This window comes from Pantoea sp. LS15 (assembly GCF_012241585.1).
Lineage (GTDB): Bacteria > Pseudomonadota > Gammaproteobacteria > Enterobacterales > Enterobacteriaceae > Enterobacter.
Genome location: NZ_JAAVXA010000011.1, coordinates 110,523 through 133,582, shown reverse-complemented (window position 1 = coordinate 133,582; position 23,060 = coordinate 110,523). Strand labels below are relative to the sequence as shown.

Here is a 23,060-nt window from a genome sequence, read left to right as displayed (position 1 = left end):
GCAAGGTGTCACGCCGTTTTTGTCTTTCTTCCCCATGTGGCGCAGGCTGATTTATCACCCGGAAGTTAACTACGCACTGCGACAAACGCTGGTGTTGTGTCTTCCTGTGGCCGTGGGCCTTATCCTTGGACATCTTCAGCAAGGTCTGCTGTTTTCTCTTGTGCCCGCCTGCTGCAACATTGCCGGCCTGGACACACCGCATAAGCGCTTTTTTAAACGTCTGATTATTGGCGGCTCGCTGTTTGCTGGCTGTAGCCTCGCCGTGCAGCTTTTACTGGCCCGCGATATTCCGCTGCCGTTGATCCTGACCGTGCTGGCGATGACGCTCGGCGTCACTGCCGAAATCAGCGCCCTTCATGCGCGCCTGCTTCCCGCCTCACTGATTGCGGCCATCTTCACGCTGAGCCTTGCGGGGAACATGCCGGTGTGGGAGCCGCTCCTGATCTACGCCCTGGGTACGCTGTGGTATGGGCTGTTTAACTGGTTCTGGTTCTGGCTGTGGCGGGAACAGCCCCTGCGTGAATCATTGAGCCTGCTCTATGTGCAGCTTGCTGATTACTGCGAGGCCAAATACACCCTGCTTACCCAGCACACCGATCCGGAAAAATCGTTGCCGCCGCTGCTGACACGCCAGCAAAAGGTGGTGGATCTGATCAGCCAGTGCTATCAGCAACTGCATATGCTCGCCGCCAACAAGAATCACGAATACAAACGGCTGCTGCGTATCTTCCAGGTGGGGCTGGATCTGCAAGAGCATATTTCCGTGAGCCTGCACCATCCTCAGGAAGTGCAAAAGCTGGTCGAGCGCAGTCATGCCGAAGCGGTGATCCGCTGGAATGCGCAAACCGTCTCCGCGCGTCTGAGAGTGCTGGCTGATGACATTTTATATCACCGCTATCCCACGCGTTTTAACATGGAAAAACAGCTCGGCGCGCTGGAGAAAATTGCCCGCCAGCATGAGGACAACCCGGTGGGTCAGTTTGCCGCCTGGCATTTCAGCCGTATCGCCCGTGTGTTGCGCACGCAACGTCCGCTTTATCCCCGCGATCTCATGGCCGATAAACAAAAACGTCTGCCGTTACTGCCGGCGCTCAGAAGCTATCTGTCTCTTAAATCGTCCGCTCTGCGCAACGCCGCACGGATTAGCGTCATGCTCAGTACCGCCAGCCTGATGGGCATGGCGCTGCATCTGCCAAAACCCTACTGGATCTTAATGACCGTGCTGTTTGTCACCCAGAACGGCTACGGCGCCACGCGCGTGCGTATACTGCACCGGGCGGGCGGAACGATGGCCGGGCTGATTATCGCAGGCGTCACGCTGCACTTTCACGTGCCGGAAGGCTATACCCTGGCGGGAATGCTGATAATTACGCTGGTAAGCTACCTGATTATCCGCAAAAACTACGGCTGGGCGATGGTGGGCTTTACGGTAACGGCGGTATACACCCTGCAACTGCTCACGCTCAATGGCGAACAGTTTATTGTCGCCAGACTGATCGATACCCTGATTGGCTGTCTGATTGCCTTTGGCGGCATGGTCTGGCTGTGGCCGCAATGGCAGAGCGGATTGCTACGCCAGAACGCCCACGATGCACTGGAGGCCGATCAGCAGGCCATTCGTCTGATCCTGAGCGACGACCCGCAACCCTCCCCACTGGCGTATCAGCGGATGAAGGTCAACCAGGCGCACAATGCCCTGTTTAACTCGCTCAACCAGGCGATGCAGGAGCCGGGCTTTAACTCGCACTATCTGGCGGATATGAAACTCTGGGTGACACACAGCCAGTTTATCGTCGAGCATATTAACGCCATGACCACGCTGGCGCGTGAGCATACAATGCTGACGCCAGACCTGGCGGAGCGTTATTTACAGTCGTGTGAAATTGCCTTACAGCGGTGTCAGCAGCGCCTGGAGTATGACGCACCGGGAGAGTCAGGGGATTCAAATATTCTGGAAGCGCCCGACACGCTGACTCACGGGCCAATGAGCACCCTGGAGCAGCATTTGCAGCGTGTACTCGGGCATCTGAGCACCATGCACACCATTTCGTCGGTGGCATGGCGTCAGCGTCCGCATCACGGGATTTGGTTAACGCGGATATTAAAGCGTACGGAGCATTAACCTTTTACGATTTTCTCAACTGCCGCGGCAAAGCGGGTTAATCCATCTTGAATGTCTTTGTCTTCTACCACCAGCGACGGTGCAAAACGCATCACGTCCGGTCCCGCGTTCAGCACCATCACCCCTTCACGGGCGGCGGCATGCAGGAAATCGCGCGCGCGACCTTTGTACTGCGGTTTCAGCTCGGCACCGATCAGCAGCCCCATCCCGCGGATCTCGCTGAACACATCAAACTGATCGTCAATCTGCTGCAGGTGTTTCACAAACAGCTCGCGCTTCGCGCTGACGCCGTTCAGAACCTCAGGTGTATTGATAATATCAAATGCCGCGCCCGCCACGGCACTCGCCAGCGGGTTGCCGCCATAGGTGGAACCGTGAGAACCAACGTGGAACGCGGAGGCAATCTCCTGAGTCGTCAGTACCGCACTCACCGGGAAACCACCGCCGAGCGCTTTGGCGCTGGTGAGAATATCCGGCGTCACGCCGTAGTGCATATAGGCAAACAAATCGCCGGTACGTCCCATCCCGCACTGTACTTCATCAAACACCAGCAGCGCCTGATGCTCATCGCACAGCGCACGCAGACCTTTCAGGAATTCCGGGGTAGCCGCCGTCACGCCGCCTTCACCCTGGATCGGCTCGACAACAACCGCGCAGGTGTGGTCGTCCATCACTGCTTTCACCGCATGCAGATCGTTAAACGGCACATGGACGATGTCAGCTGGTTTCGGGCCAAATCCGTCGGAATACTTCGGCTGGCCGCCGACGGAGACGGTAAAGAAGGAGCGTCCGTGGAAGGCATTGTGGAAGGCAATGATTTTGGTTTTGTACGGGCTGTGGCGCGTGGTTGCGTAGTAGCGCGCCAGCTTGAAGGCGGTTTCGTTGGCTTCGGTGCCCGAGTTCATGAACAGCACGCGCTCGGCAAACGTCGCATCAATAATCTTGCGGCCGAGGCGTAACGCCGGCTCGTTGGTAAAAACGTTGCTGGTGTGCCAGAGCGTTTCGCCCTGAGTTTTCAGCGCCTCAACCAGGGCAGGATGGCAATGGCCCAGCGCCGTTACTGCAATACCGCCCGCGAAATCAACATACTCTTTGCCCTGCTGATCCCAGACGCGGCTGCCTTTTCCTTTTACCGGGATAAACTCAGCCGGTGCATAAATCGGCAGGATTACTTCATCAAATGTTGCGCGGGTAATTGCGGGTTGTTCAGTTGCCATGTCATGACCATCCATTTTTATGCCACATTGATTGTGAAAATATAATCACAAAATATGCATAAAAAATCACAACAAGGCAACAGATATTCAGCGATTAAGGAAATTTGCCAGCAACGCGTGTCCCTGCTCGCTGAGGATGCTTTCCGGGTGGAATTGCACGCCTTCGAGATCCCATTCGCGATGACGAATCCCCATGATCTCCTGCGTATCGCTCCAGGCGGTCACCTCAAAGCAGTCAGGCAGCGTCGACGGGTCAATCACCAGTGAATGGTAGCGCGTCACGGTTAACGGATTATTGAGCCCGGTGAATACCCCAACGCCAGTGTGGGTGACCGGAGAAGTTTTACCGTGCATCACTTTAGCAGCGCGTACGATAGTGGCACCAAATACCTGGGCAATGGCCTGATGGCCAAGACAGACGCCGAGGATCGGCAGTTTGCCGGAATAGTGCTGGATAACATCCAGAGAAATGCCCGATTCCGACGGCGTACACGGCCCCGGTGAAATCACGATTTTCTGTGGAGCCAGTGTTTCAATATCCGCCAGGCTAATGTCGTCGTTGCGGCGGACAACCACCTCTGCACCCAGCTCACAAAAATACTGGTAAAGGTTCCAGGTGAAGGAATCGTAGTTATCAATCAGCAGAATCATGGCGGCTCCCGAAAAAAATGCCGCCCTATTCTACTCAGTTTCCCGTGCTTCGCTCACTACTTTGGCAAAGATAGCATTCAGGGCCGTCAAATCCCCCATTGCACCGCTCTGGTTGGCCACCACCCACTGATCCGGATCGATATCGCGCCAGTCCAGCGTATAACCGGCGTGGATCGCCAGTTGCTCAAAGAAAATGCGCTGCGAAATGCCATTGCCACTCATAAAAGGATGCAGCATGTTGATTTCACAATAGTAATGGCTAACTTTATCTGTAAACGCGTCTTTCTGAAGGCCGACCAGATATTTGTCGTTTTCCAGTGCCTCCATCAGTTCATTCCCCATCTTCTCGATGTACTCGAAATGACAAAAAGGAATGTCGCCCTTAGCAATATCGGCGGTGCGGAACTCGCCTGCCCGTTTCATCTCTCTGCGATACAAATGGCGGTGAATATGGCACAGATGGGGCAAACCGGGGGCAGAAGGCCCCAGTTCCAGCGTCTCAATGTGAGGTTCTGAAGGACCATTACCTTTTTCAAGGAGGCAACTGGCCTGAAAATTGACGTTACGCTGCTGTTCCCAGAGACGGGATTTTCGCTTATCGGTGAGTTTTTTCACTTAACGCCTCCCTGAATAGTCCGTTTGCCACAAGTATAAGCAGCAAAACGCGCTTTCGCAGGGAGGGGCAAAACACGGGCGGGGGACGCCCGTGTCAAAAAACGTTATGGCAGAACTTTTGCGGAGAGGATAACGACAGGTTTTGACGGCACATTCTGGTATGGGCCGACATCATGGGTAGGCACCTGAGAGATCTTGTCCGCCACATCCATCCCTTTCACAATTTTACCGAAGACGGCATAACCGAAGTCACGCTGGCCGTGGTCGAGGAAGGCGTTATCCGCCACGTTGAGGAAGAACTGGCTGGTCGCGCTGTCTTTATCTGCTGTACGCGCCATGGAAATGGTACCGCGCTTGTTCAGCAGACCGTTGTCCGCTTCGTTTTTAATAGGCGGGTTCGGCTGCTTCTGCTGCATTTGCTCATTGAAGCCGCCACCCTGAATCATAAAGCCCGGGATCACGCGGTGGAAAGTGGTGTTGTTATAGAAACCACTGTTCACGTAGTCGAGGAAGTTTTTCACGGAAACAGGGGCTTTCTGGATATTCAGTTCCAGCTCAATGTTCCCGGCGGAGGTGGTCAGCAGGACGTGAGGATCTCCTTTTGCTGCCAGCGCAGCAGGGGAAACGGCAGAAAGAGCAAACACAGCTGCGACAGCCGCCAGTGTTGATTTGAGCATGAGAATTCCTTAACAAAGCGCAGTATAAAAAGCGAATGGCTTGATTCTAAAGAGCAGTATGAACGGAGACCAGCCTTTTACCTAATTTTACGAAATTGAAACAGTTGTAACCACGCAAACGATTGGTTTAAGCGCCACTTTATGTGATCTGAGTCACATAAAAATATGCAATGAATCCAGAATTTCTCTGAAAAGATATGAATAGATCACTTTAATGTCTAAAATCTGCCCGCTCTCAGCGCCCGATGGGCGCTTTTCTTTTTTGAACAGGCCAGACATGACTAACAGCAATCGCATCAAGCTCACATGGATCAGCTTCTTCTCCTACGCCCTGACCGGCGCGTTGGTGATCGTCACCGGGATGGTGATGGGGAACATCGCAGACTACTTCCAGCTGCCCGTATCCAGCATGAGTAACACTTTCACTTTCCTCAACGCGGGGATCCTGATTTCTATCTTCCTGAATGCCTGGCTGATGGAAATTGTTCCGCTGAAAACGCAGCTGCGTTTTGGCTTTGTGCTGATGGTCGCCGCCGTGGCGGGTCTGATGTTGAGCCACAGCATCGCCCTGTTCTCCGCCGCCATGTTCGTGCTCGGTCTGGTGAGCGGGATCACCATGTCGATTGGTACCTTCCTGATTACCCACATGTATGAAGGCCGTCAGCGCGGCGCACGTCTGCTGTTTACTGACTCCTTCTTCAGCATGGCCGGGATGATTTTCCCGATGGTCGCCGCTGTTCTGCTGGCGCGCAGCATTGAGTGGTACTGGGTCTATGCCTGCATTGGGCTGGTCTACGTGGCGATCTTTATTCTGACCTTCGGCTGTGAATTCCCGGTGCTGGGCAAAAAAGCCCAGACCACGGCAGAACCTGTCGCGAAAGAGAAATGGGGCATCAGCGTGCTGTTCCTCTCCATTGCCGCCCTGTGCTACATCCTGGGTCAGTTGGGCTTTATCTCCTGGGTACCGGAATACGCTAAAGGTCTCGGCATGAGCCTGAACGATGCGGGCAAACTGGTGAGTGATTTCTGGATGTCTTACATGTTTGGCATGTGGGCGTTTAGCTTCATCCTGCGCTTCTTCGATCTGCAGCGCATCCTGACCGTGCTGGCTGGACTGGCAACCGTGCTGATGTATCTGTTCATCAACGGTTCCCCGGAACATATGCCATGGTTCATTCTGACCCTGGGCTTCTTCTCCAGCGCAATTTACACGTCCATCATTACCCTGGGCTCGCTGCAGACCAAAGTGGCCTCGCCAAAACTGGTTAACTTCGTGCTGACCTGCGGCACCATCGGCACCATGCTGACCTTCGTCGTCACGGGCCCGATTGTTGCGCACAGCGGTCCTCTGGCTGCACTGCACACCGCGAACGGTCTGTATGCCGTAGTGTTTATCATGTGCCTCGTCCTGGGCTTCGTGACCCGCCACCGCCAGCATAACGTGGCGGCAGCTTCTCACTAATCGCCTTGCCCCTTTGCGTTAAGCAGAGGGGCTGTTTCTGGCAAAACTCACCTCTTCACCCCCGTTATCCATCTGGATCCACGTCTGCGCCAGCTGCGTGGTGGCAATAATCCGCCCCTGACGAATCGACCAGCGCACCGGCACCTGACAGCGCACCGCTTCAAATCCGCTCTCTGCCGGCAGGATTATCAGGTTTGCCGGGTTCCCCGTTGCGATACCGTAATCACTCAGACCAAAGGTTCTGGCACTGTTGTGTGTAATCAGGTTCAGCCCGCTGTCGATTTGCGGGTAGCCCATCATCTGGCAAACATGCAGCCCCATATGCAGCACCTGCAACATGTTGCCGGTACCAAGCGGATACCATGGATCAAACACATCGTCATGACCAAAGCAGACGTTAATGCCCGCTTCCTGCAACTCCTTCACCCGGGTGATGCCGCGACGCTTAGGATAATCATCAAAGCGCCCCTGCAGATGAATGTTCACCAGCGGATTCGCCACAAAGTTAATGCCTGACATCTTCAGCAGACGGAACAGCCGCGAGGTGTACGCGCCATTGTATGAGTGCATGGCAGTGGTATGGCTGGCCGTTACCCGCGCGCCAATACCGGCTTCATACGCCAGCATGGCGACAGTCTCCACAAAGCGGGACTGCTCGTCGTCGATTTCATCACAGTGGATATCCAGCGGACGGTCATATTTCTTCGCCAGCTCGAAGGCGATATGCAGAGACTGCACGCCATATTCCCGGGTGAATTCGAAGTGCGGGATCGCCCCCACCACGTCAGCCCCCAGTTTTAACGCCTCTTCCAGCAGTGCCGCGCCATTCGGGTACGAAAGAATACCTTCCTGCGGGAACGCGACAATTTGCAGCGTCACCCACGGGGCAACCTCCTGCTTCACCTCCAGCATCGCCTTAAGAGCAGTAAGCGTCGGGTCGGAGACATCCACATGGGTGCGGACAAACTGAATACCATTGGCAATTTGCCACTTCAGTGTTTTCCAGGCACGCGCTTTGACATCGTCATGGCTGAGCAACGCCTTACGCTCCGCCCAGCGCTCAATACCTTCAAACAACGTGCCGGACTGGTTCCAGTTCGGTTCACCTGCCGTCTGGGTTGTATCAAGATGAATATGCGGCTCGATAAACGGCGGGATCGCCAGCCCTCCACGGGCATTTAAGACTTCATAACTTTCGTCGTGGATATCATCCATTGGGGTAATGTCACCAAATCGCCCGTTATCAATGGCGAGTTGCCACAGCCCTTCCCGACCCGGTAAACGAACATTCTGAACAAGCCATAACGGTGTTGTAGACATACCTTTCCCCTAAAAAATGCAGCTGATATTCAGGCGTACCGATTTTTCAACGATCGTCTCTGAGTTGTACACAAATTCAACGACAACGAAAAGCCTTCGATTTCCGCCACTTATAAAAATCCTGACAAATCAGTCGCATACCACCTAAGGAGTAGGCGAAGACGTATTTGATTTGCATCAATAAGCGCCGTAGCTGAATCGTTAAGGTAGGCAGTAATAGAAAAGAAATCGAGGCAATAATGAGCAAAGTCAGACTCGCTATCATCGGTAACGGCATGGTCGGCCACCGCTTTATTGAGGATCTTCTTGATAAAGCTGACGCTGCCCAGTTCGATATTACCGTGTTCTGTGAAGAACCCCGCAAGGCGTACGACCGTGTGCATCTTTCTTCCTACTTCTCCCATCATACCGCCGAAGAACTCTCTCTGGTGCGTGAAGGTTTCTACGAGAAGCATGGCGTTAAAGTGCTGGTGGGCGAACGCGCTATCACCATCAACCGTCAGGAAAAAGTGATCCACTCGAGCGCCGGACGCACAGTTTTTTACGACAAGCTGATCATGGCGACTGGCTCTTATCCGTGGATCCCACCAATTAAAGGCTCGGAAACCCAGGATTGTTTCGTCTACCGTACCATTGAAGACCTCAAGGCCATCGAAAACTGTGCACGTCGCAGCAAACGCGGTGCAGTGGTTGGTGGCGGCCTGCTGGGTCTGGAAGCTGCAGGCGCACTGAAAAACCTCGGCGTTGAAACTCACGTCATCGAATTTGCCCCGATGCTGATGGCAGAACAGCTTGACCACATGGGTGGTGACCAGCTGCGCCGTAAAATCGAAAGCATGGGTGTGAAAGTTCACACCAGCAAAAACACCAAAGAGATCGTTCAGGAAGGCACTGAAGCGCGCAAAACCATGCGCTTTGCCGACGGCAGCGAGCTGGAAGTAGACTTTATCGTCTTCTCCACCGGTATTCGCCCTCGCGACAAGTTGGCTAACCAGTGTGGCCTGGCCGTTGCTCAGCGCGGCGGTATCATGATTAACGATACCTGCCAGACCTCTGATCCGGACATCTACGCAATTGGCGAGTGCGCCAGCTGGAACAACCGTGTGTATGGGCTGGTCGCCCCGGGCTACAAAATGGCGCAGGTCGCCGTAGACCATATCCTCGGAACGGAGAACGCCTTCGAAGGCGCAGACATGAGCGCCAAGCTGAAGCTGCTGGGCGTGGACGTTGGCGGTATTGGCGATGCCCACGGTCGTACCCCGAACTCACGCAGCTACGTCTACCTCGACGAAAGCAAAGAAGTCTATAAACGCCTGATCGTCAGCCAGGACAACAAAACCCTGCTCGGCGCGGTGCTGGTGGGTGACACCAGCGATTACGGCAACCTGCTGCAACTGGTGCTGAATGCCATCGAACTGCCGGAAAACCCGGACGCCCTGATCCTGCCTGCTCACGCCTCGAGCGGCAAACCGTCTATCGGCGTTGATAAACTGCCAGACAGCGCGCAAATTTGCTCCTGCTTCGACGTCACCAAAGGCATGTTGATTTCAGCTATCAACAAAGGCTGCCACACCGTTGCAGCACTGAAAGCGGAAACCAAAGCCGGTACCGGCTGCGGCGGTTGTATTCCACTGGTCACCCAGGTGCTGAACGCCGAACTGGCGAAACAGGGCATCGAAGTGAACAACAATCTGTGCGAACACTTCTCTTACTCTCGCCAGGAGCTTTACCATCTGATCCGCGTGGAGGGCATCAAATCCTTCGACGAACTGCTGGCAAAACACGGCCAGGGTTATGGCTGCGAAGTATGTAAGCCAACCGTTGGTTCTCTGCTGGCTTCCTGCTGGAATGAGTACGTTCTCAAACCTGAACATACGCCACTGCAGGACACCAACGATAACTTCCTGGCAAACATCCAGAAAGACGGTACCTACTCTGTTATTCCACGTTCTGCCGGTGGCGAAATTACCCCGGAAGGGCTGGTCGCCGTAGGTCGCATTGCACGTGAATTTAATCTGTACACCAAAATTACTGGTTCCCAGCGTATCGGCCTGTTTGGTGCGCAGAAAGATGATCTGCCAGAAATCTGGCGTCAGCTGATTGAAGCGGGCTTCGAAACCGGCCACGCGTATGCCAAAGCGCTGCGTATGGCGAAAACCTGCGTAGGCAGCACCTGGTGCCGCTACGGCGTCGGCGACAGCGTGGGCTTCGGCGTGGAACTGGAAAACCGCTACAAAGGCATCCGTACGCCGCACAAAATGAAGTTTGGCGTCTCCGGCTGTACTCGTGAATGTGCGGAAGCGCAGGGTAAAGACGTGGGTATTATTGCTACTGAGAAAGGCTGGAACTTGTACGTGTGCGGTAACGGCGGGATGAAACCACGCCACGCAGACCTGCTGGCGGCAGATCTCGACCACGATACGCTGATTCAGTATCTCGACCGCTTCATGATGTTCTACATCCGTACCGCCGACAAGCTGACCCGTACCGCTTCCTGGCTGGACAACCTGGAAGGCGGCATCGACTACCTGAAGTCAGTCATCATCGACGACAAACTGGGCCTTAACGAACAGCTTGAAGCCGAGATGGCTCGCCTGCGCGAAGCGGTGATTTGCGAATGGACCGAAACCGTGAACACCCCGGCGGCACAGACGCGCTTCAAACACTTTATCAACAGCACCCAGCGCGACCCGAACGTACAGGTTGTGGCAGAGCGCGAACAGCATCGTCCGGCGACACCGTATGAACGAATTCCGGTAACGCTGGTGGAGGAAAACGCATGAGTCAGTGGGTAAACATCTGTAATATTAACGACATCCTGCCTGCCACCGGCGTCTGTGCGCTGCTGGGCAAGGAGCAGGTCGCGATTTTCCGTCCTCGCCACGATGAACAGGTTTTTGCCATCAGCAATATCGACCCGTTCTTTGAGGCCAGCGTCCTCTCCCGCGGCTTGATTGCGGAGCATCAGGGCGAACTGTGGGTTGCCAGTCCGCTGAAAAAACAACGTTTCCGCCTGAGCGACGGACACTGTATGGAAGATGCCAGCCACTCCGTGAAGCACTACGACGTACGCGTGAAGGACGGCAAGGTGCAGCTGAAAGGCTAATCCCCTCGCCTTTCCTATAGGAAAGGCTTATGACCCCTTATGGGTAACGGCAGGAAAAACCGTATGTTCTGTACGATTCCTGCTGTTATCCTGACGTCAATTCTTACCCCCTCCATGAATGCTGCGAGGTAACGTCGTGGATCACCTGCCAATTTTTTGTCAATTACGCAACCGCGACTGCCTGCTCGTGGGCGGCGGCGATGTGGCGGAACGCAAAGCGCGCCTGCTGTTAGAAGCGGGTGCCCGTTTGACTGTTAACGCCCTCGACTTTGCGCCACAGTTTGAGGTCTGGGCCCAGGAAGGAATGCTCACGCTGGAGCGGGGGGCGTTTAATGAATCCCTGCTGGATACCTGCTGGCTGACTATTGCCGCGACGGACGATGATATCGTGAACCAGCGCGTCAGCGATGCCTGCGAAGCGCGCCGTATCTTCTGTAACGTGGTGGATGCGCCACAGGAAGCCAGCTTTATCATGCCGTCGATTATCGACCGTTCACCGCTGATGATTGCAGTGTCGTCCGGTGGCCGCTCGCCGGTACTTGCTCGCCTGCTGCGGGAAAAACTGGAGGCCGTGCTGCCACAGCATCTTGGTCAGATTGCGCATTACGCCGGACAGCTCCGCTCCCGTGTGAAGCAAACCTTCGCAACCGTAGGTGAGCGACGTCGGTTCTGGGAAAAATTCTTTGTGAACGACAGGCTGGCGCAGTCGCTGGCGAATCAGGACAGCAAAGCCGTTGAAGAGACGACCGAACAACTGCTGCGCGAACCGCTGGATCACCGCGGTGAAGTGGTTCTGGTGGGGGCTGGGCCGGGAGATGCGGGCTTGCTGACGCTGAAAGGTCTCCAGCAGATCCAGCAGGCCGATATCGTGGTTTACGATCGCCTGGTCTCCGATGACATCATGAACCTGGTGCGTCGCGATGCTGACCGTATTTTTGTGGGCAAACGCGCGGGCTACCATTGCGTGCCGCAGGAAGAGATTAACCAGATCCTGCTGCGCGAGGCGCAAAAGGGAAAACGCGTGGTGCGTCTGAAAGGTGGTGATCCGTTTATCTTTGGCCGTGGCGGTGAAGAGCTGGAAACCCTGTGCAACGCGGGTATTCCGTTCTCTGTCGTGCCGGGCATTACGGCGGCATCCGGTTGCTCAGCCTACTCAGGCATTCCGCTGACACACCGGGACTACGCTCAGAGCGTGCGTCTGGTGACGGGCCACCTGAAAACCGGCAGCGAGCTGGACTGGCATAACCTGGCCGCAGAAAAACAGACGCTGGTGTTCTATATGGGGCTGAACCAGGCCGCCACAATTCAGGCGAAACTGCTGGAACACGGCATGGATGCAGATATGCCTGTCGCACTGGTGGAAAACGGTACCGCCATTACGCAGCGCGTGGTAAATGGCGTGCTGACACAGCTCGGTGAACTGGCGCAACAGGTTGAAAGCCCGGCGCTGATTGTCGTGGGCCGTGTGGTGGAACTGCGCGATAAACTTAACTGGTTCTCGAATCACTAACGCATATTAGTCCTTCCCTGAGTAGTCCTTATGCGGACTACTCCCCTCTTACTGCTGTCGATAACATACCGCCCCGAAGTGGAACTTTTTCCCTTTATTCCCTTGAGTTACATCTTATTTTCGTTTTCAGACAAGGAATGCGTATGTTTAAACTGGCAAAAGCCGCCGTTCTGGTAGGCCTGTTATCGACTCTGACGGCTTGCACCGGTCGTGTAGAAAACACGAAAAATAACTGCAGCTACGATTATCTGCTGCACCCGGCGATCTCTATTTCGAAGATCATCGGTGGTTGCGGCCCAGCGGCACAGCAGTAAGCGTTTTTCAGGCGTAAAAAAACCGGGAATCTCCCGGTTTATTTATTTAGTCGATTTTTTGTCAGGTGGCGGCAAAGTAAGCTTAAGGCTTACCCACAAACCCAATCGCTTCGTACACCGCCCTCAGGGTTTCGGACGCGCGTGCACTGGCTTTTTCCGCGCCGTCTTTCATCACCTTCTGCAGGAAAGCTTCGTCGTTACGATAGCGGTTATAGCGCTCCTGTAGCTCAGTCAGCATGCCAGAAACGGCATCTGCCACTTCACCTTTCAGGTGGCCGTACATCTTGCCTTCAAAATGCTGTTCCAGCTCAGGGATGCTCTGACCGGTGACCCCGGAGAGAATATCCAGCAGGTTGGAGACACCCGCTTTGTTCTGCACGTCGTAGCGCACGACAGGCGGCTCGTCGGAGTCGGTGACCGCGCGCTTCAGCTTTTTGACGACTGATTTCGGATCTTCCAGCAGGCCGATAACGTTGTTGCGGTTATCGTCAGACTTAGACATCTTTTTGGTCGGTTCCAGCAGTGACATCACGCGTGCGCCGGATTTCGGAATGAATGGTTCAGGTACCTTGAATACATCGCCATAAATCGCATTAAAGCGCTGGGCAATATCACGGCTCAGCTCCAGGTGCTGCTTCTGGTCTTCACCAACAGGAACCTGGTTAGTCTGATACAGCAGAATGTCTGCAGCCATCAGAACCGGATAGTCGAACAGACCGGCATTGATGTTTTCAGAGTAGCGCGCGGATTTATCCTTGAACTGGGTCATGCGGCTCAGCTCGCCGAAGTAGGTGTAGCAGTTCAGCGCCCAGCCCAGCTGTGCGTGCTCAGGTACATGCGACTGAACAAAAATGGTGCTCTTTTCAGGATCAATTCCGCAGGCCAGATACAGCGCCAGGGTATCCAGCGTGGCTTTACGCAGTTTCTCAGGATCCTGACGCGCGGTAATCGCATGGAGATCGACGATGCAATAAATGCAATGGTAGTCATCCTGCATGCTGACCCACTGACGTAACGCACCCATGTAGTTACCAATGGTCAATTCACCTGAAGGCTGTGCGCCACTAAAAACGATGGGCTTAGTCATTATTCAATTCCTGATGTTCACTGTGTGAAAGCCCGAGTACGGGCAACAAATCTTTGAAGTGGTCGAACACGACGTCCGGCTCACTTAGCGTGATGGCCTCACCGTAGTTGTAGCCGTAGGTTAACCCGACGGAAGGACACCCAGCCGCTCGGGCAGCCAGAATATCATTGCGTGAATCACCAACAAAGAGCAGCTCCGCAGGCGTTAAGGATAATTTTCCTGCCACCAGCAGAAGCGGTTCCGGATGCGGCTTTTTGTTTTGTACGTCATCACCGCCCACAATGACGGTGAAATACTTCGCGATATCCAGCGCTTCTAGCAGAGGTGCAACAAATGGCGTTGGCTTATTGGTTACCAGCCCCAGCGGGATGCCTTTCGCATGCAGTGTGCTCAGCGTTTCCAGGACGTCCGGGAACAGGAAACTCCCCTCCTCGACAGTCTCTTCATAGAAACGATCAAACAGTTTGCGCAGAATACGCAGTTGCTCGTCCTTCGGGATGTCGGCATGATCGACGCTCGGTTTACCCTGCGCCGAACGCTGCGACGCGCGCTCCTGGCGAGCCCATGTCAACGCACGCTCCATCAGCACGTCAGCACCGTTGCCGATCCACGTTACCACACGCTCTTCACCCGCAACGGGGAGTTCAAGCGCATACAGCGCCTGGTCAACAGCGCTTGTTAAGCCCGGCGCGCTGTCGACCAGCGTGCCGTCGAGGTCGAATGCCACACCCCGAATTGTCTGCAATTTATCCATGACTTACCTTCGCCAGTTCACGGCGCATTTCATCAATGACTTTTTTGTAATCCGGTTGGTCGAAAATTGCCGAACCTGCAACGAACATATCCGCGCCCGCTGCCGCAATTTCACCAATGTTATTCACTTTCACACCGCCATCCACTTCCAGACGAATGTCGTAGCCTGACTCATCAATACGACGACGCACTTCACGCAGCTTATCCAGCGTATGAGGAATGAACGACTGGCCGCCAAAGCCTGGGTTAACGGACATCAGCAAAATTACGTCCAGCTTATCCATCACATAATCGAGATAGCTCAGCGGCGTTGCCGGGTTAAACACCAGACCGGCTTTACAGCCATTCTCTTTGATCAGCTGCAACGTACGATCCACATGTTCAGAGGCTTCCGGGTGGAAGGTGATGATGCTGGCTCCCGCCGCAGCAAAATCTGGCACGATGCGGTCAACCGGTTTCACCATCAGGTGTACGTCGATCGGGGCGGTAATGCCATAGTTACGCAGCGCCTTGAGCACCATTGGGCCAATGGTCAAATTGGGGACGTAGTGGTTATCCATCACGTCGAAATGGACGACATCTGCGCCAGCCGCGAGAGCTTTAGCGGTGTCTTCACCCAGGCGGGCAAAATCGGCCGACAGAATTGAGGGAGCAATCAAAAACTGTTTCATCCGCATCTCCTTGAAATGTATTTACCGGCGGGCAAAACGGCTCAGGGGCGATAAAGAGCCAGGAGTTCGTCCACCTTTTTACGTGTGCCGCCGTTGCTGCTAATGCTACGCCGCACTTTAACCTGAAAATGCTTCGCGGCTTTGTACCATTCGCGCGTATCAGGGGTATCGTGATTTGAAATTAACACCGGAATTCTTTTACTGACCAGCTTTTCCGCCATCTCTGCCAGACGAGCCTGTTCGGCCGGGCTGAAGCTGTTGGTGTGATAGGCAGTGAAATTTGCCGTCGCAGACAGCGGTGCATAAGGGGGGTCACAGTAAACCACCGAGTTTACGCCTGCCAGTTCCATACACTCTTCATAGGAGAGGCAGTGAAACTCAGCATTCTGTGCTTTTTCAGCAAAGTGATACAGCTCGTCCTGTGGGAAATACGGGCGCTTATAGCGGCCAAAAGGTACGTTGAATTCACCACGAAGATTATACCGACACAGGCCGTTGTAGCCATGTCGGTTAAGATAGAGGAACAACAAGGCCCGGCGGAACGAATCCTCACTCTGATTGAACTCCGCGCGGAACTGGTAGTAAATGTCCGGGTTATTGTTCTCAGGCGTAAACAGTTTACGCGCCTCTGCGACATACTCATCGGTACGCAGTTTGACGATGTTATAGAGGCTGATAAGGTCGCTGTTGATATCCGCCAGGATATAACGAGAAAAATCGGTGTTCAGGAACACCGACCCCGCGCCCACGAAGGGCTCGATAAGACACTCACCTTTCGGCAGGTGCTTTTTAATATCATCGAGCAGGGGGTATTTCCCCCCTGCCCATTTCAGAAAAGCGCGATTTTTTTTCATGCTGACTAACTGATTACACCTTCTCCGGCTGTGGAGAAAGCTCCGACAGCATCCTGCGCTTTAAACATTACTTCAGATCGGCCTGAACCTGATGAATTGGCTTCGCCCACGGGTTTTTCGCCTGAACGTCTGCTGGCAGTGTCGCCACGGCGCGTTTCGCTTCATCTTTGGACGCATACACACCGCTCACCAGCACATACCACGGCTGACCGTTACGGGTCGTCTGATAAACCACGTAGTTTTTCAGATTCGATTTCTTCGCCCAACCGTTGAGGTTGTCATAGTTAGACGAACTGCTCAGCTGCAGCGTGTAATTGCTGGAAGGTGCAGATTTCAGCGAACCTACGTTACCTGCTGTTTTGCCTGCTGCGGTGCTGGAAGCTGTAGCAGACGCTGCAGGTGCAGCAGTCGTCGTCGGTGCTGTCGTGCTCGCCGTTGCTTTCGGCGCAGTCTGTGTGACTGGCGCTTTTGCTGGCTCGCTCACCGCAGCCGTTTCAGTATGTTTTGGCTGTGCTGGTGCGGCTTTCACTTCAGGCGCTTTCACCACTGCCTGAGGTTTAGTTTCGCGTTTAGGCTCAATCACTGCCTGCTTACGTTCAGGGCGTGTCGCAGTTTGTGTCTGGCGCGGTTTCGTTTCCGTCGCAGCAGTTTGCGGCTGAGCGTTACCACCGCGAATCGGTGCGACGGTTGCAGGTTCAGTTGGCAGTGTAGAGTTAACTACGGCGTTATCAATCTGCTGCTGGTTTTGCGGCTGAGTCAGTGCATTATTCAGGTCTCCCTGAACTTCTACACGCTGCTGACCTTCAGGCGTAACAGGTGCCTGGCTCTGAGCTGGGTTTGAGGAAACCGGCGGCAGAGAAACATCCTGTGGTGCTGCGGTGTTTCCTGCGGTCTGCTCTGCCGGGGTAGTACCCGGTGCAGGTTGCGCGCCATTTGCCTGATTTGCCGCATCGTTACCGGAGAGGTTGATGCTCTTCTCAGCGGAGGCAGTTTGCTCGGTTGAGTTCGTTGATGGTGCTTTAAGTGCAGAACCAATGCCGACAATCAGCAGCACAAGTACCAACACGCCAAGCCCCATCATAAGATACTGGCGGGAAGCCGGTTTTGGTGCAGCGGCTTTCTTACGTTTACGCGGGCGACGCTCTACAGGCTCTTCGTCCATTGAATCTTCTTCGGACTCATAATCCTCTTCTTCTCGCTCATCACGCGCGTTGCGGCTGCGCGAAGGGCGACGATCGTCTGCATCCAGATCAACATCGTCAAAGTTGATCTGCGGCTCGTTATCACGTTCTGAAGATTGACGAGAACGACCAGTACGACGATCGCTGGGATCGGGTTTCAGCTCGTCTTCTGGTTTGAATTCATCCATTTAACACCCCACTCAAAGGCTTATGCCAACGACTTTGCATTTCACCTGAAGCTAAACGACCACCTGCAACAGTGGCCTGACCTTTCTAGTTGTTACGCCTGCTGACAATCAGCGATAGCGCCAAGAACGACATCGTGCGGCACTCCGCCGCGCACTTCACTCTTCCCTATTGCAAGCGGGAGTACAAGACGCATCTCACCTGCCAATACTTTTTTATCGCGCATCATGTGGGGTAAATACGCTTGTGCCGACATCTCTTGCGGCCCGGTCACTGGCAAGCCTGCACGCTCAAGCAGCGCGATGATGCGCGCCGTCTCATCCGGTTTAAACTGCCCCAGACGTTCAGAGGTGCGAGCAGCCATCACCATTCCGGCAGCAACCGCTTCACCGTGAAGCCAGTTACCGTAACCCATTTCGGCTTCAATCGCGTGACCAAACGTATGCCCCAGATTCAGTAAAGCACGTAAGCCCGTTTCACGCTCGTCCGCAGCGACAACTTCCGCTTTCAGCTCACAACAACGACGGATGCAATATGCCAGTTTAGCCTCATCCAGGCGCAGCAACGCATCCATATTCTCTTCAAGCCAGTCAAAGAACTCGCTATCCAGAATAATGCCGTATTTGATCACTTCAGCAAGACCAGAAGCCAGCTCACGCTTCGGCAGCGTTTTCAGACAGTCGAGATCCACCACCACCGAAGCGGGCTGGTAGAACGCACCAATCATGTTTTTGCCAAGCGGATGGTTGACCGCAGTTTTGCCGCCAACAGAAGAGTCGACCTGAGACAATAACGTGGTTGGAATCTGAATAAAACGGACACCACGTTGATAGCTTGCAGCCGCAAAGCCGGTGAGATCGCCCACAACACCGCCGCCCAGGGCAAGCAGTGTTGTATCGCGACCATGCGGTTTTTGCAGCAATGCGGTAAAGACGGTATCCAGTACCGTCAGACTTTTATACTGCTCGCCATCGGGCAGAATGACACTGTCGACTTTTACGCCTGCCTGCTCTAGCAGGTGGCGTACACGGTCAAGATAAAGCGGAGCCAGCGTCTCGTTGGTGACCAGCATCGCCTGATCACCCGCTTTCAGTGGTAAAAAGGAAGCTGGGTCGTTAAACAAACCAGCCGCGATGGTGATAGGGTAACTACGTTCCCCGAGAGTAACTGTAATCCTCTCCATGACGCGACATCCACCTTTAATGCTTTTACCCGCAGGCGAGTGTATATAAAGCCAGAATCAGTTGCTTTCCAGCATATGAATAATCTGGTTTGCAACCACTTTAGCGCTCTGATCGTCAGTACGAATGGTCACATCAGCAATCTCTTCGTACAACGGATTGCGTTCATCGGCCAACGCTTCCAGAACTTCGCGTGGTGGCGTTTCAACCTGCAGCAGCGGGCGCTTTTTATCACGCTGCGTACGTGCCAGCTGTTTCTCGATGGTCGTTTCAAGATAGACCACTACGCCACGGGCGGAGAGACGGTTGCGGGTTTCGCGAGATTTTACAGAGCCGCCGCCTGTTGCCAGCACAATGCCCTGTTTTTCCGTGAGTTCGTTGATCACTTTTTCTTCTCGGTCACGGAAACCTTCTTCGCCTTCTACGTCGAAAACCCAGCCCACATCAGCTCCGGTTCGTTTCTCAATCTCTTGATCAGAATCGTAAAATTCCATATTGAGTTGTTGAGCTAACTGACGCCCAATAGTGCTTTTGCCGGCACCCATAGGCCCAACCAGAAAGATATTGCGTTTCTCTGCCATTTTATCGGTACTACTAAGACTATTCGTTAATGGTAATCCCCGCTTCGCAGACACCCAGCGTAGCAGGACATGAACTGAAACCTCATATGCAATAGAGCGAGAGTCAGACTAAAAATTATCTCAATACTCCGGCTTGTTTGGCAACTGATTAAATCACCACGCCGGGCGCATAAGGTAATAAGACGTAAGTCCAACTCAAATCGGTACTCCTTGTATGCTAATTCATGCCCCACGTCAAACATCTGCAACAAACTGAATGCAAAATCATTGCGGGGATCGTTACCCGTCAGTGAATACCGACCAGACGTGGTGTAATAAACACCACTAACTCACGTCGTTCGTTGTCTTTTCCATCATGACGAAAAAGCTGCCCAATCCAGGGGATGCGACCCAGCCCCGGCACGCTGTCGCTGCCAGTTTTGTTCTTCTGCGAGAAAATTCCACCCAACGCCAGTGTTTCTCCGCTTTTTACCTCCACCTGTGTTTCGATCTCTTGTTTGTCGATCGCCAGCGTTTCACCATCAGCCTGCTGCAGCACCTGCCCCGGCATATTCTCACTGATGTGTAATTTCAGACGCACACGTCCACCAGGCAATACCACGGGAGTCACCTCCATCCCTAATACCGCCTCTTTGAATTCCACAGAAGTCGCCCCACTTTCACCGCTTGAGACCTGATACGGGATCTCACTCCCCTGTTTGATACTGGCCGGTTGCATATGCGAGGCCAGCAGTCGCGGGCTGGCGATGATATCAACCTGCTGTTTTTGCTCCAGTGCAGACAACTCCAGATCCAGCAGCCGACCATTAATTCGCCCGATATTAAAACCCACGTGGCTGGTAGCGCTGGCCACGGAAAGATCGCTGCCAAGCGTCGTGACGTGTCCGACCTTGCCCGCGTCGGTGGCGTCGGCGAGATTCCACTTCACTCCTAGCTCACGCAGGCTTTTTTCATTAATGGTCACGATATGCGCCGCCAGCTCAACCTGCTCGACGGGAATATCCATTTGGGCGGCCCAGCGCTGTAGCATCTCCAGCACCGTCTGATTATCCCGAACCAACAGGCGGTTAGTGCGCTTGTCGAGTGATAAACTCCCCTTTGGGCTCAGGAGTTTTTCGGCTGCTTTTTGTAACTCCCCGGCATCGGCGTAAGAAAAAGAGAGACTCTGTGAGACCAGTGGGGCATCCTGCTGCCGGCGCGTCCGCTCCTGCTCTGAACGCTCCCGCTGTTCGCGCTGCCAGGCCGCGGTATGGACATAAAAAATGCCACCATCCTCTCGTAAAACGAGCCCGGCGCTGTTGACTACCGTCTGTAGCGCTTGTCGCCAGGGGACGCGCGTCAGGTTAAGTGAAAGCGTGCCGCTAACATCCGGTGATATCACCAGATTACGATTCTCCTGCACGACAAGTGCCTGTAGCACCTGAACCACAGGAACATCATCCACCACCAGCGTGACGGGTTTTGGTACGGTGGCCCACAGCGGATGGCAGAACGCCAGCAGCAACAGCATTATCCTTAAGTTCATTTTTAATCGTTCCTTCTCGTTGCCACGTCCATTGTCCAGGTTCACATGTGTCACCCACATCAACAACCAGTGCTGACTCATTGATGGCTTTTACCTGCCAGCCCACCGGGAAGCGCTGATGCGTTTTCAGGCGATACCAGCGCTTTTGCCCATCCTGTAAGATGCCAACCGTTTCATGACCCGCCACCATACCGCGGTAGTGCCACTGCACCAGTTGACCACTACTGCAAGGATCGTCCGGCGGGCGAAACGGATCGCGCATGCCGGTCAATGTCAGCACCGAACAAACCAGCAAGCAACGCGCACTATTTCGCATGATCCGACTCCAGATCCAGCCGCAGGCGTAACAACGCATCCTGTGGCGCAATCGCGAAAGCCGCGACCTGCACATCCCGCTGTGCCAGCAGAGAAAAAACGGTCGGGATCGCCGGCCATTCAGCATCCAGCGTCAGTTCTCCTCCCCTTTGCGACGGCTTCCAGTGAACCAATTTCACACCGTTCCCCTGAAAATCGAGCGGTGAAAAGGGCTGCATCTCCTGCATTTCCGGGGGTTCCGGGCTAAAAGGTATCTTACTGGCTGCGGGCCATAGCGATGCATTAGCCCGGGCATCCTGCATCAATTGCCGCTGGAGTTCAGCACACAGCCTGTCTACTGGACGGAGCAAGGTGCTCCATCCAGCCAGCCCGGCAAAGAGAATACTCAGACACCAGCAAAGCACCCGATGCCATGATCGGTTTTCGCACCAGCGTTCCAACAAGGTGTCCACACATTACCTCTCACTTTTCAGATTAAATGTGAACATCCAGTGTCCCTGGCTATCCTGGCGGATCTCTCCTGCGGGTCCTGTCGTGAACCCGTCGAGTTGTCCAGGTACATCACGCAGCGCAGAAAGGGCTGGCAGGGTAGTGGCATACCCGATAAGCATCAGAGCTGGAGGCTGATAACGCAGTTCTGTCAGCCAGACCTGCGACGGAATGACGCTGGCAAGTGATTCCAGCACCGGTTGCCATGTGTGTCGTTGACGTTTCAGTGCAGGCATCGGCACCTCTGTGGTCAGCGTCTGGCGAGACATAAGTGCGTGATGCACAGACTGCATTCCCGCCAGTTCAGCTCGCAGAGCGTGCAGTCTCACCTGGTGGTTTATCCTCAGACCGAAAATGACCATCAGCATCACCAGCCATGCGCCGACAAACATCGCGCCCCAGAAACGCAGGCATCGCGCCCGTCGTTGCTGTCGCCACGGCATAAAGTTCGTCATGTTCACTCAGGAACCTCGCTCATGGCCAACGCCAGCGCGACGGTGTAATCAGCACCGCAATCCGGTAGAGGGGCATGGCAGCGATCCAGGGTTTCCCATGGGTCACGTAGGCTATCGAACAGCGCGATATCGCCTGGGCTCAGGGCCAGCAGTGCCGCCAGTTCCGTCGCGTTTGCAGCTTCTGTGGTAAAGCGGCGTCCCCACTGGTGGCGCATAGCCCAAAGCCACTGATGTTCATCTCGCCAGGCGACGCAATGCGCCGGGGCAACTGCGGGAAGAAGGTTCGCCAGTGCGCTGGCATCCGGGGTAATCGTCACCAGCCGCAAACGTAGCGTTTTCGCCAGCGCCAGGAGAGTTTCAACCTCTTTGTTTTGTGCGGCGGTAACATGAAATGTGTTGCTGAACGTGTCCTGCACGTAATCGAAACAGAGCGTTTCTGCTGGCATCTCCAGTTCGCGAGAGAGCGCCGCGCCCAGCCATGAAAGTTGCTCACTGTCGCGCAGCGCAATGCCCGGGCGGGGAAGTGACCGTTGCAGGGTGCGTGCTGCCGGGAAAGAGAGGAACACACGGTGGTGGTGCGGCAACGTCTTCCGCCAGTCGCGCAACGCGTCAACCAGCTGTTCTGGCTGGCAAATTTTACCTTCCCGAATAATGCCTTCGGCCAGGGAGATTGCCCACCAGCGACGCAAGCACCAGCCCGCTCTCTCCCGGGCCAATGCGATAATCAGCACCCTATCCTGTTGAATATGAACGCCCGTTTGCCATGTTTTGAAAGCCATGCTTCACGA

General features: G+C 54.5%; 23 protein-coding genes. 6 read left to right on the top strand and 17 right to left on the bottom strand.

Annotation, left to right across the window (positions count from 1 at the left end):
- Positions 1-34 precede the first annotated feature (34 nt).
- Positions 35-2,122 (top strand): YccS/YhfK family putative transporter, encoded by a 2,088-nt coding sequence (locus tag HED65_RS16400; RefSeq protein ID WP_114979370.1) that lies wholly within the window; start codon positions 35-37, stop codon positions 2,120-2,122.
- On the opposite strand, the gene argD is transcribed toward HED65_RS16400, so the two are convergent.
- The 4 genes from argD to ppiA all read right to left on the bottom strand — a co-directional run bounded on the left by argD (position 2,119) and on the right by ppiA (position 5,282).
- Positions 2,119-3,339, bottom strand: a complete 1,221-nt coding sequence (argD, locus tag HED65_RS16395; protein WP_189338750.1) for a bifunctional acetylornithine/succinyldiaminopimelate transaminase — start codon at positions 3,337-3,339, stop codon at positions 2,119-2,121. The two genes, HED65_RS16400 and argD, sit on opposite strands and share 4 nt — an antisense overlap.
- Before the next feature lie 87 nt (positions 3,340-3,426).
- A complete protein-coding gene (gene pabA / locus HED65_RS16390) occupies positions 3,427-3,990 on the bottom strand; it encodes an aminodeoxychorismate synthase component 2 (RefSeq protein ID WP_114979368.1) in 564 nt (187 codons plus the stop codon).
- A gap of 30 nt (positions 3,991-4,020) precedes the next feature.
- Positions 4,021-4,605: a putative adenosine monophosphate-protein transferase Fic gene (locus tag HED65_RS16385; RefSeq protein ID WP_114979367.1), complete on the bottom strand. Its 585-nt coding sequence runs from the start codon at positions 4,603-4,605 to the stop codon at positions 4,021-4,023.
- A 104-nt stretch (positions 4,606-4,709) separates the two neighbouring features.
- A complete protein-coding gene (ppiA, locus tag HED65_RS16380) occupies positions 4,710-5,282 on the bottom strand; it encodes a peptidylprolyl isomerase A (RefSeq protein WP_114979366.1) in 573 nt (190 codons plus the stop codon).
- Positions 5,283-5,559: 277 nt separating this feature from the next.
- Between ppiA and tsgA the strand changes: the two genes are divergently transcribed.
- The gene (gene tsgA / locus HED65_RS16375) at positions 5,560-6,744 is read left to right on the top strand and encodes an MFS transporter TsgA (RefSeq protein WP_114979365.1); all 1,185 of its coding nucleotides are present in this window, start codon (positions 5,560-5,562) and stop codon (positions 6,742-6,744) included.
- 18 nt (positions 6,745-6,762) lie between these two features.
- On the opposite strand, the gene HED65_RS16370 is transcribed toward tsgA, so the two are convergent.
- Positions 6,763-8,064 (bottom strand): cytosine deaminase, encoded by a 1,302-nt coding sequence (locus HED65_RS16370; protein ID WP_114979364.1) that lies wholly within the window; start codon positions 8,062-8,064, stop codon positions 6,763-6,765.
- Between the two features lie 239 nt (positions 8,065-8,303).
- On the opposite strand from HED65_RS16370, the gene nirB reads away from it, so the two are divergent.
- The 4 genes from nirB (at position 8,304) to HED65_RS16350 (ending at position 12,994) form a co-directional block, all read left to right on the top strand.
- Positions 8,304-10,847, top strand: a complete 2,544-nt coding sequence (gene nirB, locus HED65_RS16365) for a nitrite reductase large subunit NirB (protein ID WP_114979363.1) — start codon at positions 8,304-8,306, stop codon at positions 10,845-10,847.
- Positions 10,844-11,170 (top strand): nitrite reductase small subunit NirD, encoded by a 327-nt coding sequence (gene nirD / locus HED65_RS16360; protein ID WP_114979362.1) that lies wholly within the window; start codon positions 10,844-10,846, stop codon positions 11,168-11,170. The genes nirB and nirD overlap by 4 nt, the downstream gene beginning before the upstream one ends.
- Before the next feature lie 136 nt (positions 11,171-11,306).
- Positions 11,307-12,680 carry a siroheme synthase CysG gene (cysG, locus tag HED65_RS16355; protein WP_114979361.1) on the top strand — a complete coding sequence of 458 codons (1,374 nt, stop codon included), beginning with the start codon at positions 11,307-11,309 and terminating at the stop codon, positions 12,678-12,680.
- A gap of 143 nt (positions 12,681-12,823) precedes the next feature.
- The gene (locus HED65_RS16350) at positions 12,824-12,994 is read left to right on the top strand and encodes a YhfL family protein (protein WP_028018011.1); all 171 of its coding nucleotides are present in this window, start codon (positions 12,824-12,826) and stop codon (positions 12,992-12,994) included.
- Between the two features lie 82 nt (positions 12,995-13,076).
- Here HED65_RS16350 and trpS read toward each other — a convergent pair whose 3' ends face one another.
- From trpS to HED65_RS16290, 12 genes are all read right to left on the bottom strand, one after another.
- Complete coding sequence (gene trpS, locus HED65_RS16345; RefSeq protein ID WP_114979360.1) at positions 13,077-14,081, bottom strand: tryptophan--tRNA ligase; 1,005 nt, start codon at positions 14,079-14,081, stop codon at positions 13,077-13,079.
- Entirely contained in the window at positions 14,074-14,835 is a 762-nt protein-coding gene (gene gph / locus HED65_RS16340) for a phosphoglycolate phosphatase (protein ID WP_114979359.1), read from the bottom strand. Before gph ends, trpS begins: the two co-directional genes overlap by 8 nt.
- A complete protein-coding gene (rpe, locus tag HED65_RS16335) occupies positions 14,828-15,505 on the bottom strand; it encodes a ribulose-phosphate 3-epimerase (protein WP_024907923.1) in 678 nt (225 codons plus the stop codon). Before rpe ends, gph begins: the two co-directional genes overlap by 8 nt.
- Before the next feature lie 41 nt (positions 15,506-15,546).
- Entirely contained in the window at positions 15,547-16,359 is an 813-nt protein-coding gene (gene dam / locus HED65_RS16330) for an adenine-specific DNA-methyltransferase (protein WP_028018014.1), read from the bottom strand.
- Positions 16,360-16,426: 67 nt separating this feature from the next.
- Entirely contained in the window at positions 16,427-17,728 is a 1,302-nt protein-coding gene (gene damX, locus HED65_RS16325; protein WP_114979358.1) for a cell division protein DamX, read from the bottom strand.
- 92 nt (positions 17,729-17,820) lie between these two features.
- Complete coding sequence (gene aroB, locus HED65_RS16320; RefSeq protein WP_114979357.1) at positions 17,821-18,909, bottom strand: 3-dehydroquinate synthase; 1,089 nt, start codon at positions 18,907-18,909, stop codon at positions 17,821-17,823.
- Between the two features lie 57 nt (positions 18,910-18,966).
- Entirely contained in the window at positions 18,967-19,488 is a 522-nt protein-coding gene (gene aroK / locus HED65_RS16315) for a shikimate kinase AroK (protein ID WP_003861630.1), read from the bottom strand.
- A 286-nt stretch (positions 19,489-19,774) separates the two neighbouring features.
- Positions 19,775-20,998 (bottom strand): DNA uptake porin HofQ, encoded by a 1,224-nt coding sequence (hofQ, locus tag HED65_RS16310; RefSeq protein WP_411266781.1) that lies wholly within the window; start codon positions 20,996-20,998, stop codon positions 19,775-19,777.
- Complete coding sequence (locus HED65_RS16305; RefSeq protein ID WP_114979355.1) at positions 20,925-21,329, bottom strand: HofP DNA utilization family protein; 405 nt, start codon at positions 21,327-21,329, stop codon at positions 20,925-20,927. The genes hofQ and HED65_RS16305 overlap by 74 nt, the downstream gene beginning before the upstream one ends.
- The gene (locus HED65_RS16300; protein WP_114979354.1) at positions 21,319-21,780 is read right to left on the bottom strand and encodes a HofO family protein; all 462 of its coding nucleotides are present in this window, start codon (positions 21,778-21,780) and stop codon (positions 21,319-21,321) included. Before HED65_RS16300 ends, HED65_RS16305 begins: the two co-directional genes overlap by 11 nt.
- A 3-nt stretch (positions 21,781-21,783) precedes the next feature.
- Complete coding sequence (locus tag HED65_RS16295) at positions 21,784-22,278, bottom strand: PilN domain-containing protein (RefSeq protein ID WP_114979353.1); 495 nt, start codon at positions 22,276-22,278, stop codon at positions 21,784-21,786.
- Positions 22,275-23,051, bottom strand: coding sequence for a type IV pilus biogenesis protein PilM (locus HED65_RS16290; RefSeq protein WP_114979352.1), 777 nt, complete (start codon positions 23,049-23,051; stop codon positions 22,275-22,277). The genes HED65_RS16295 and HED65_RS16290 overlap by 4 nt, the downstream gene beginning before the upstream one ends.
- Positions 23,052-23,060 lie beyond the last annotated feature (9 nt).

Excerpts from the sequence above, each read along its gene's own strand:
- HED65_RS16400 (WP_114979370.1), top strand. The coding sequence starts at position 35 with ATGTGGCGCAGGCTGATTTATCACCCGGAAGTTAACTACGCACTGCGA.
- argD (WP_189338750.1), bottom strand. The coding sequence starts at position 3,339 with ATGGCAACTGAACAACCCGCAATTACCCGCGCAACATTTGATGAAGTA.
- pabA (WP_114979368.1), bottom strand. The coding sequence starts at position 3,990 with ATGATTCTGCTGATTGATAACTACGATTCCTTCACCTGGAACCTTTAC.
- ppiA (WP_114979366.1), bottom strand. The coding sequence starts at position 5,282 with ATGCTCAAATCAACACTGGCGGCTGTCGCAGCTGTGTTTGCTCTTTCT.
- tsgA (WP_114979365.1), top strand. The coding sequence starts at position 5,560 with ATGACTAACAGCAATCGCATCAAGCTCACATGGATCAGCTTCTTCTCC.
- HED65_RS16370 (WP_114979364.1), bottom strand. The coding sequence starts at position 8,064 with ATGTCTACAACACCGTTATGGCTTGTTCAGAATGTTCGTTTACCGGGT.
- nirB (WP_114979363.1), top strand. The coding sequence starts at position 8,304 with ATGAGCAAAGTCAGACTCGCTATCATCGGTAACGGCATGGTCGGCCAC.
- nirD (WP_114979362.1), top strand. The coding sequence starts at position 10,844 with ATGAGTCAGTGGGTAAACATCTGTAATATTAACGACATCCTGCCTGCC.
- HED65_RS16350 (WP_028018011.1), top strand. The coding sequence starts at position 12,824 with ATGTTTAAACTGGCAAAAGCCGCCGTTCTGGTAGGCCTGTTATCGACT.
- trpS (WP_114979360.1), bottom strand. The coding sequence starts at position 14,081 with ATGACTAAGCCCATCGTTTTTAGTGGCGCACAGCCTTCAGGTGAATTG.
- gph (WP_114979359.1), bottom strand. The coding sequence starts at position 14,835 with ATGGATAAATTGCAGACAATTCGGGGTGTGGCATTCGACCTCGACGGC.
- rpe (WP_024907923.1), bottom strand. The coding sequence starts at position 15,505 with ATGAAACAGTTTTTGATTGCTCCCTCAATTCTGTCGGCCGATTTTGCC.
- dam (WP_028018014.1), bottom strand. The coding sequence starts at position 16,359 with ATGAAAAAAAATCGCGCTTTTCTGAAATGGGCAGGGGGGAAATACCCC.
- damX (WP_114979358.1), bottom strand. The coding sequence starts at position 17,728 with ATGGATGAATTCAAACCAGAAGACGAGCTGAAACCCGATCCCAGCGAT.
- aroB (WP_114979357.1), bottom strand. The coding sequence starts at position 18,909 with ATGGAGAGGATTACAGTTACTCTCGGGGAACGTAGTTACCCTATCACC.
- aroK (WP_003861630.1), bottom strand. The coding sequence starts at position 19,488 with ATGGCAGAGAAACGCAATATCTTTCTGGTTGGGCCTATGGGTGCCGGC.
- hofQ (WP_411266781.1), bottom strand. The coding sequence starts at position 20,998 with ATGCTGTTGCTGCTGGCGTTCTGCCATCCGCTGTGGGCCACCGTACCA.
- HED65_RS16305 (WP_114979355.1), bottom strand. The coding sequence starts at position 21,329 with ATGCGAAATAGTGCGCGTTGCTTGCTGGTTTGTTCGGTGCTGACATTG.
- HED65_RS16290 (WP_114979352.1), bottom strand. The coding sequence starts at position 23,051 with ATGGCTTTCAAAACATGGCAAACGGGCGTTCATATTCAACAGGATAGG.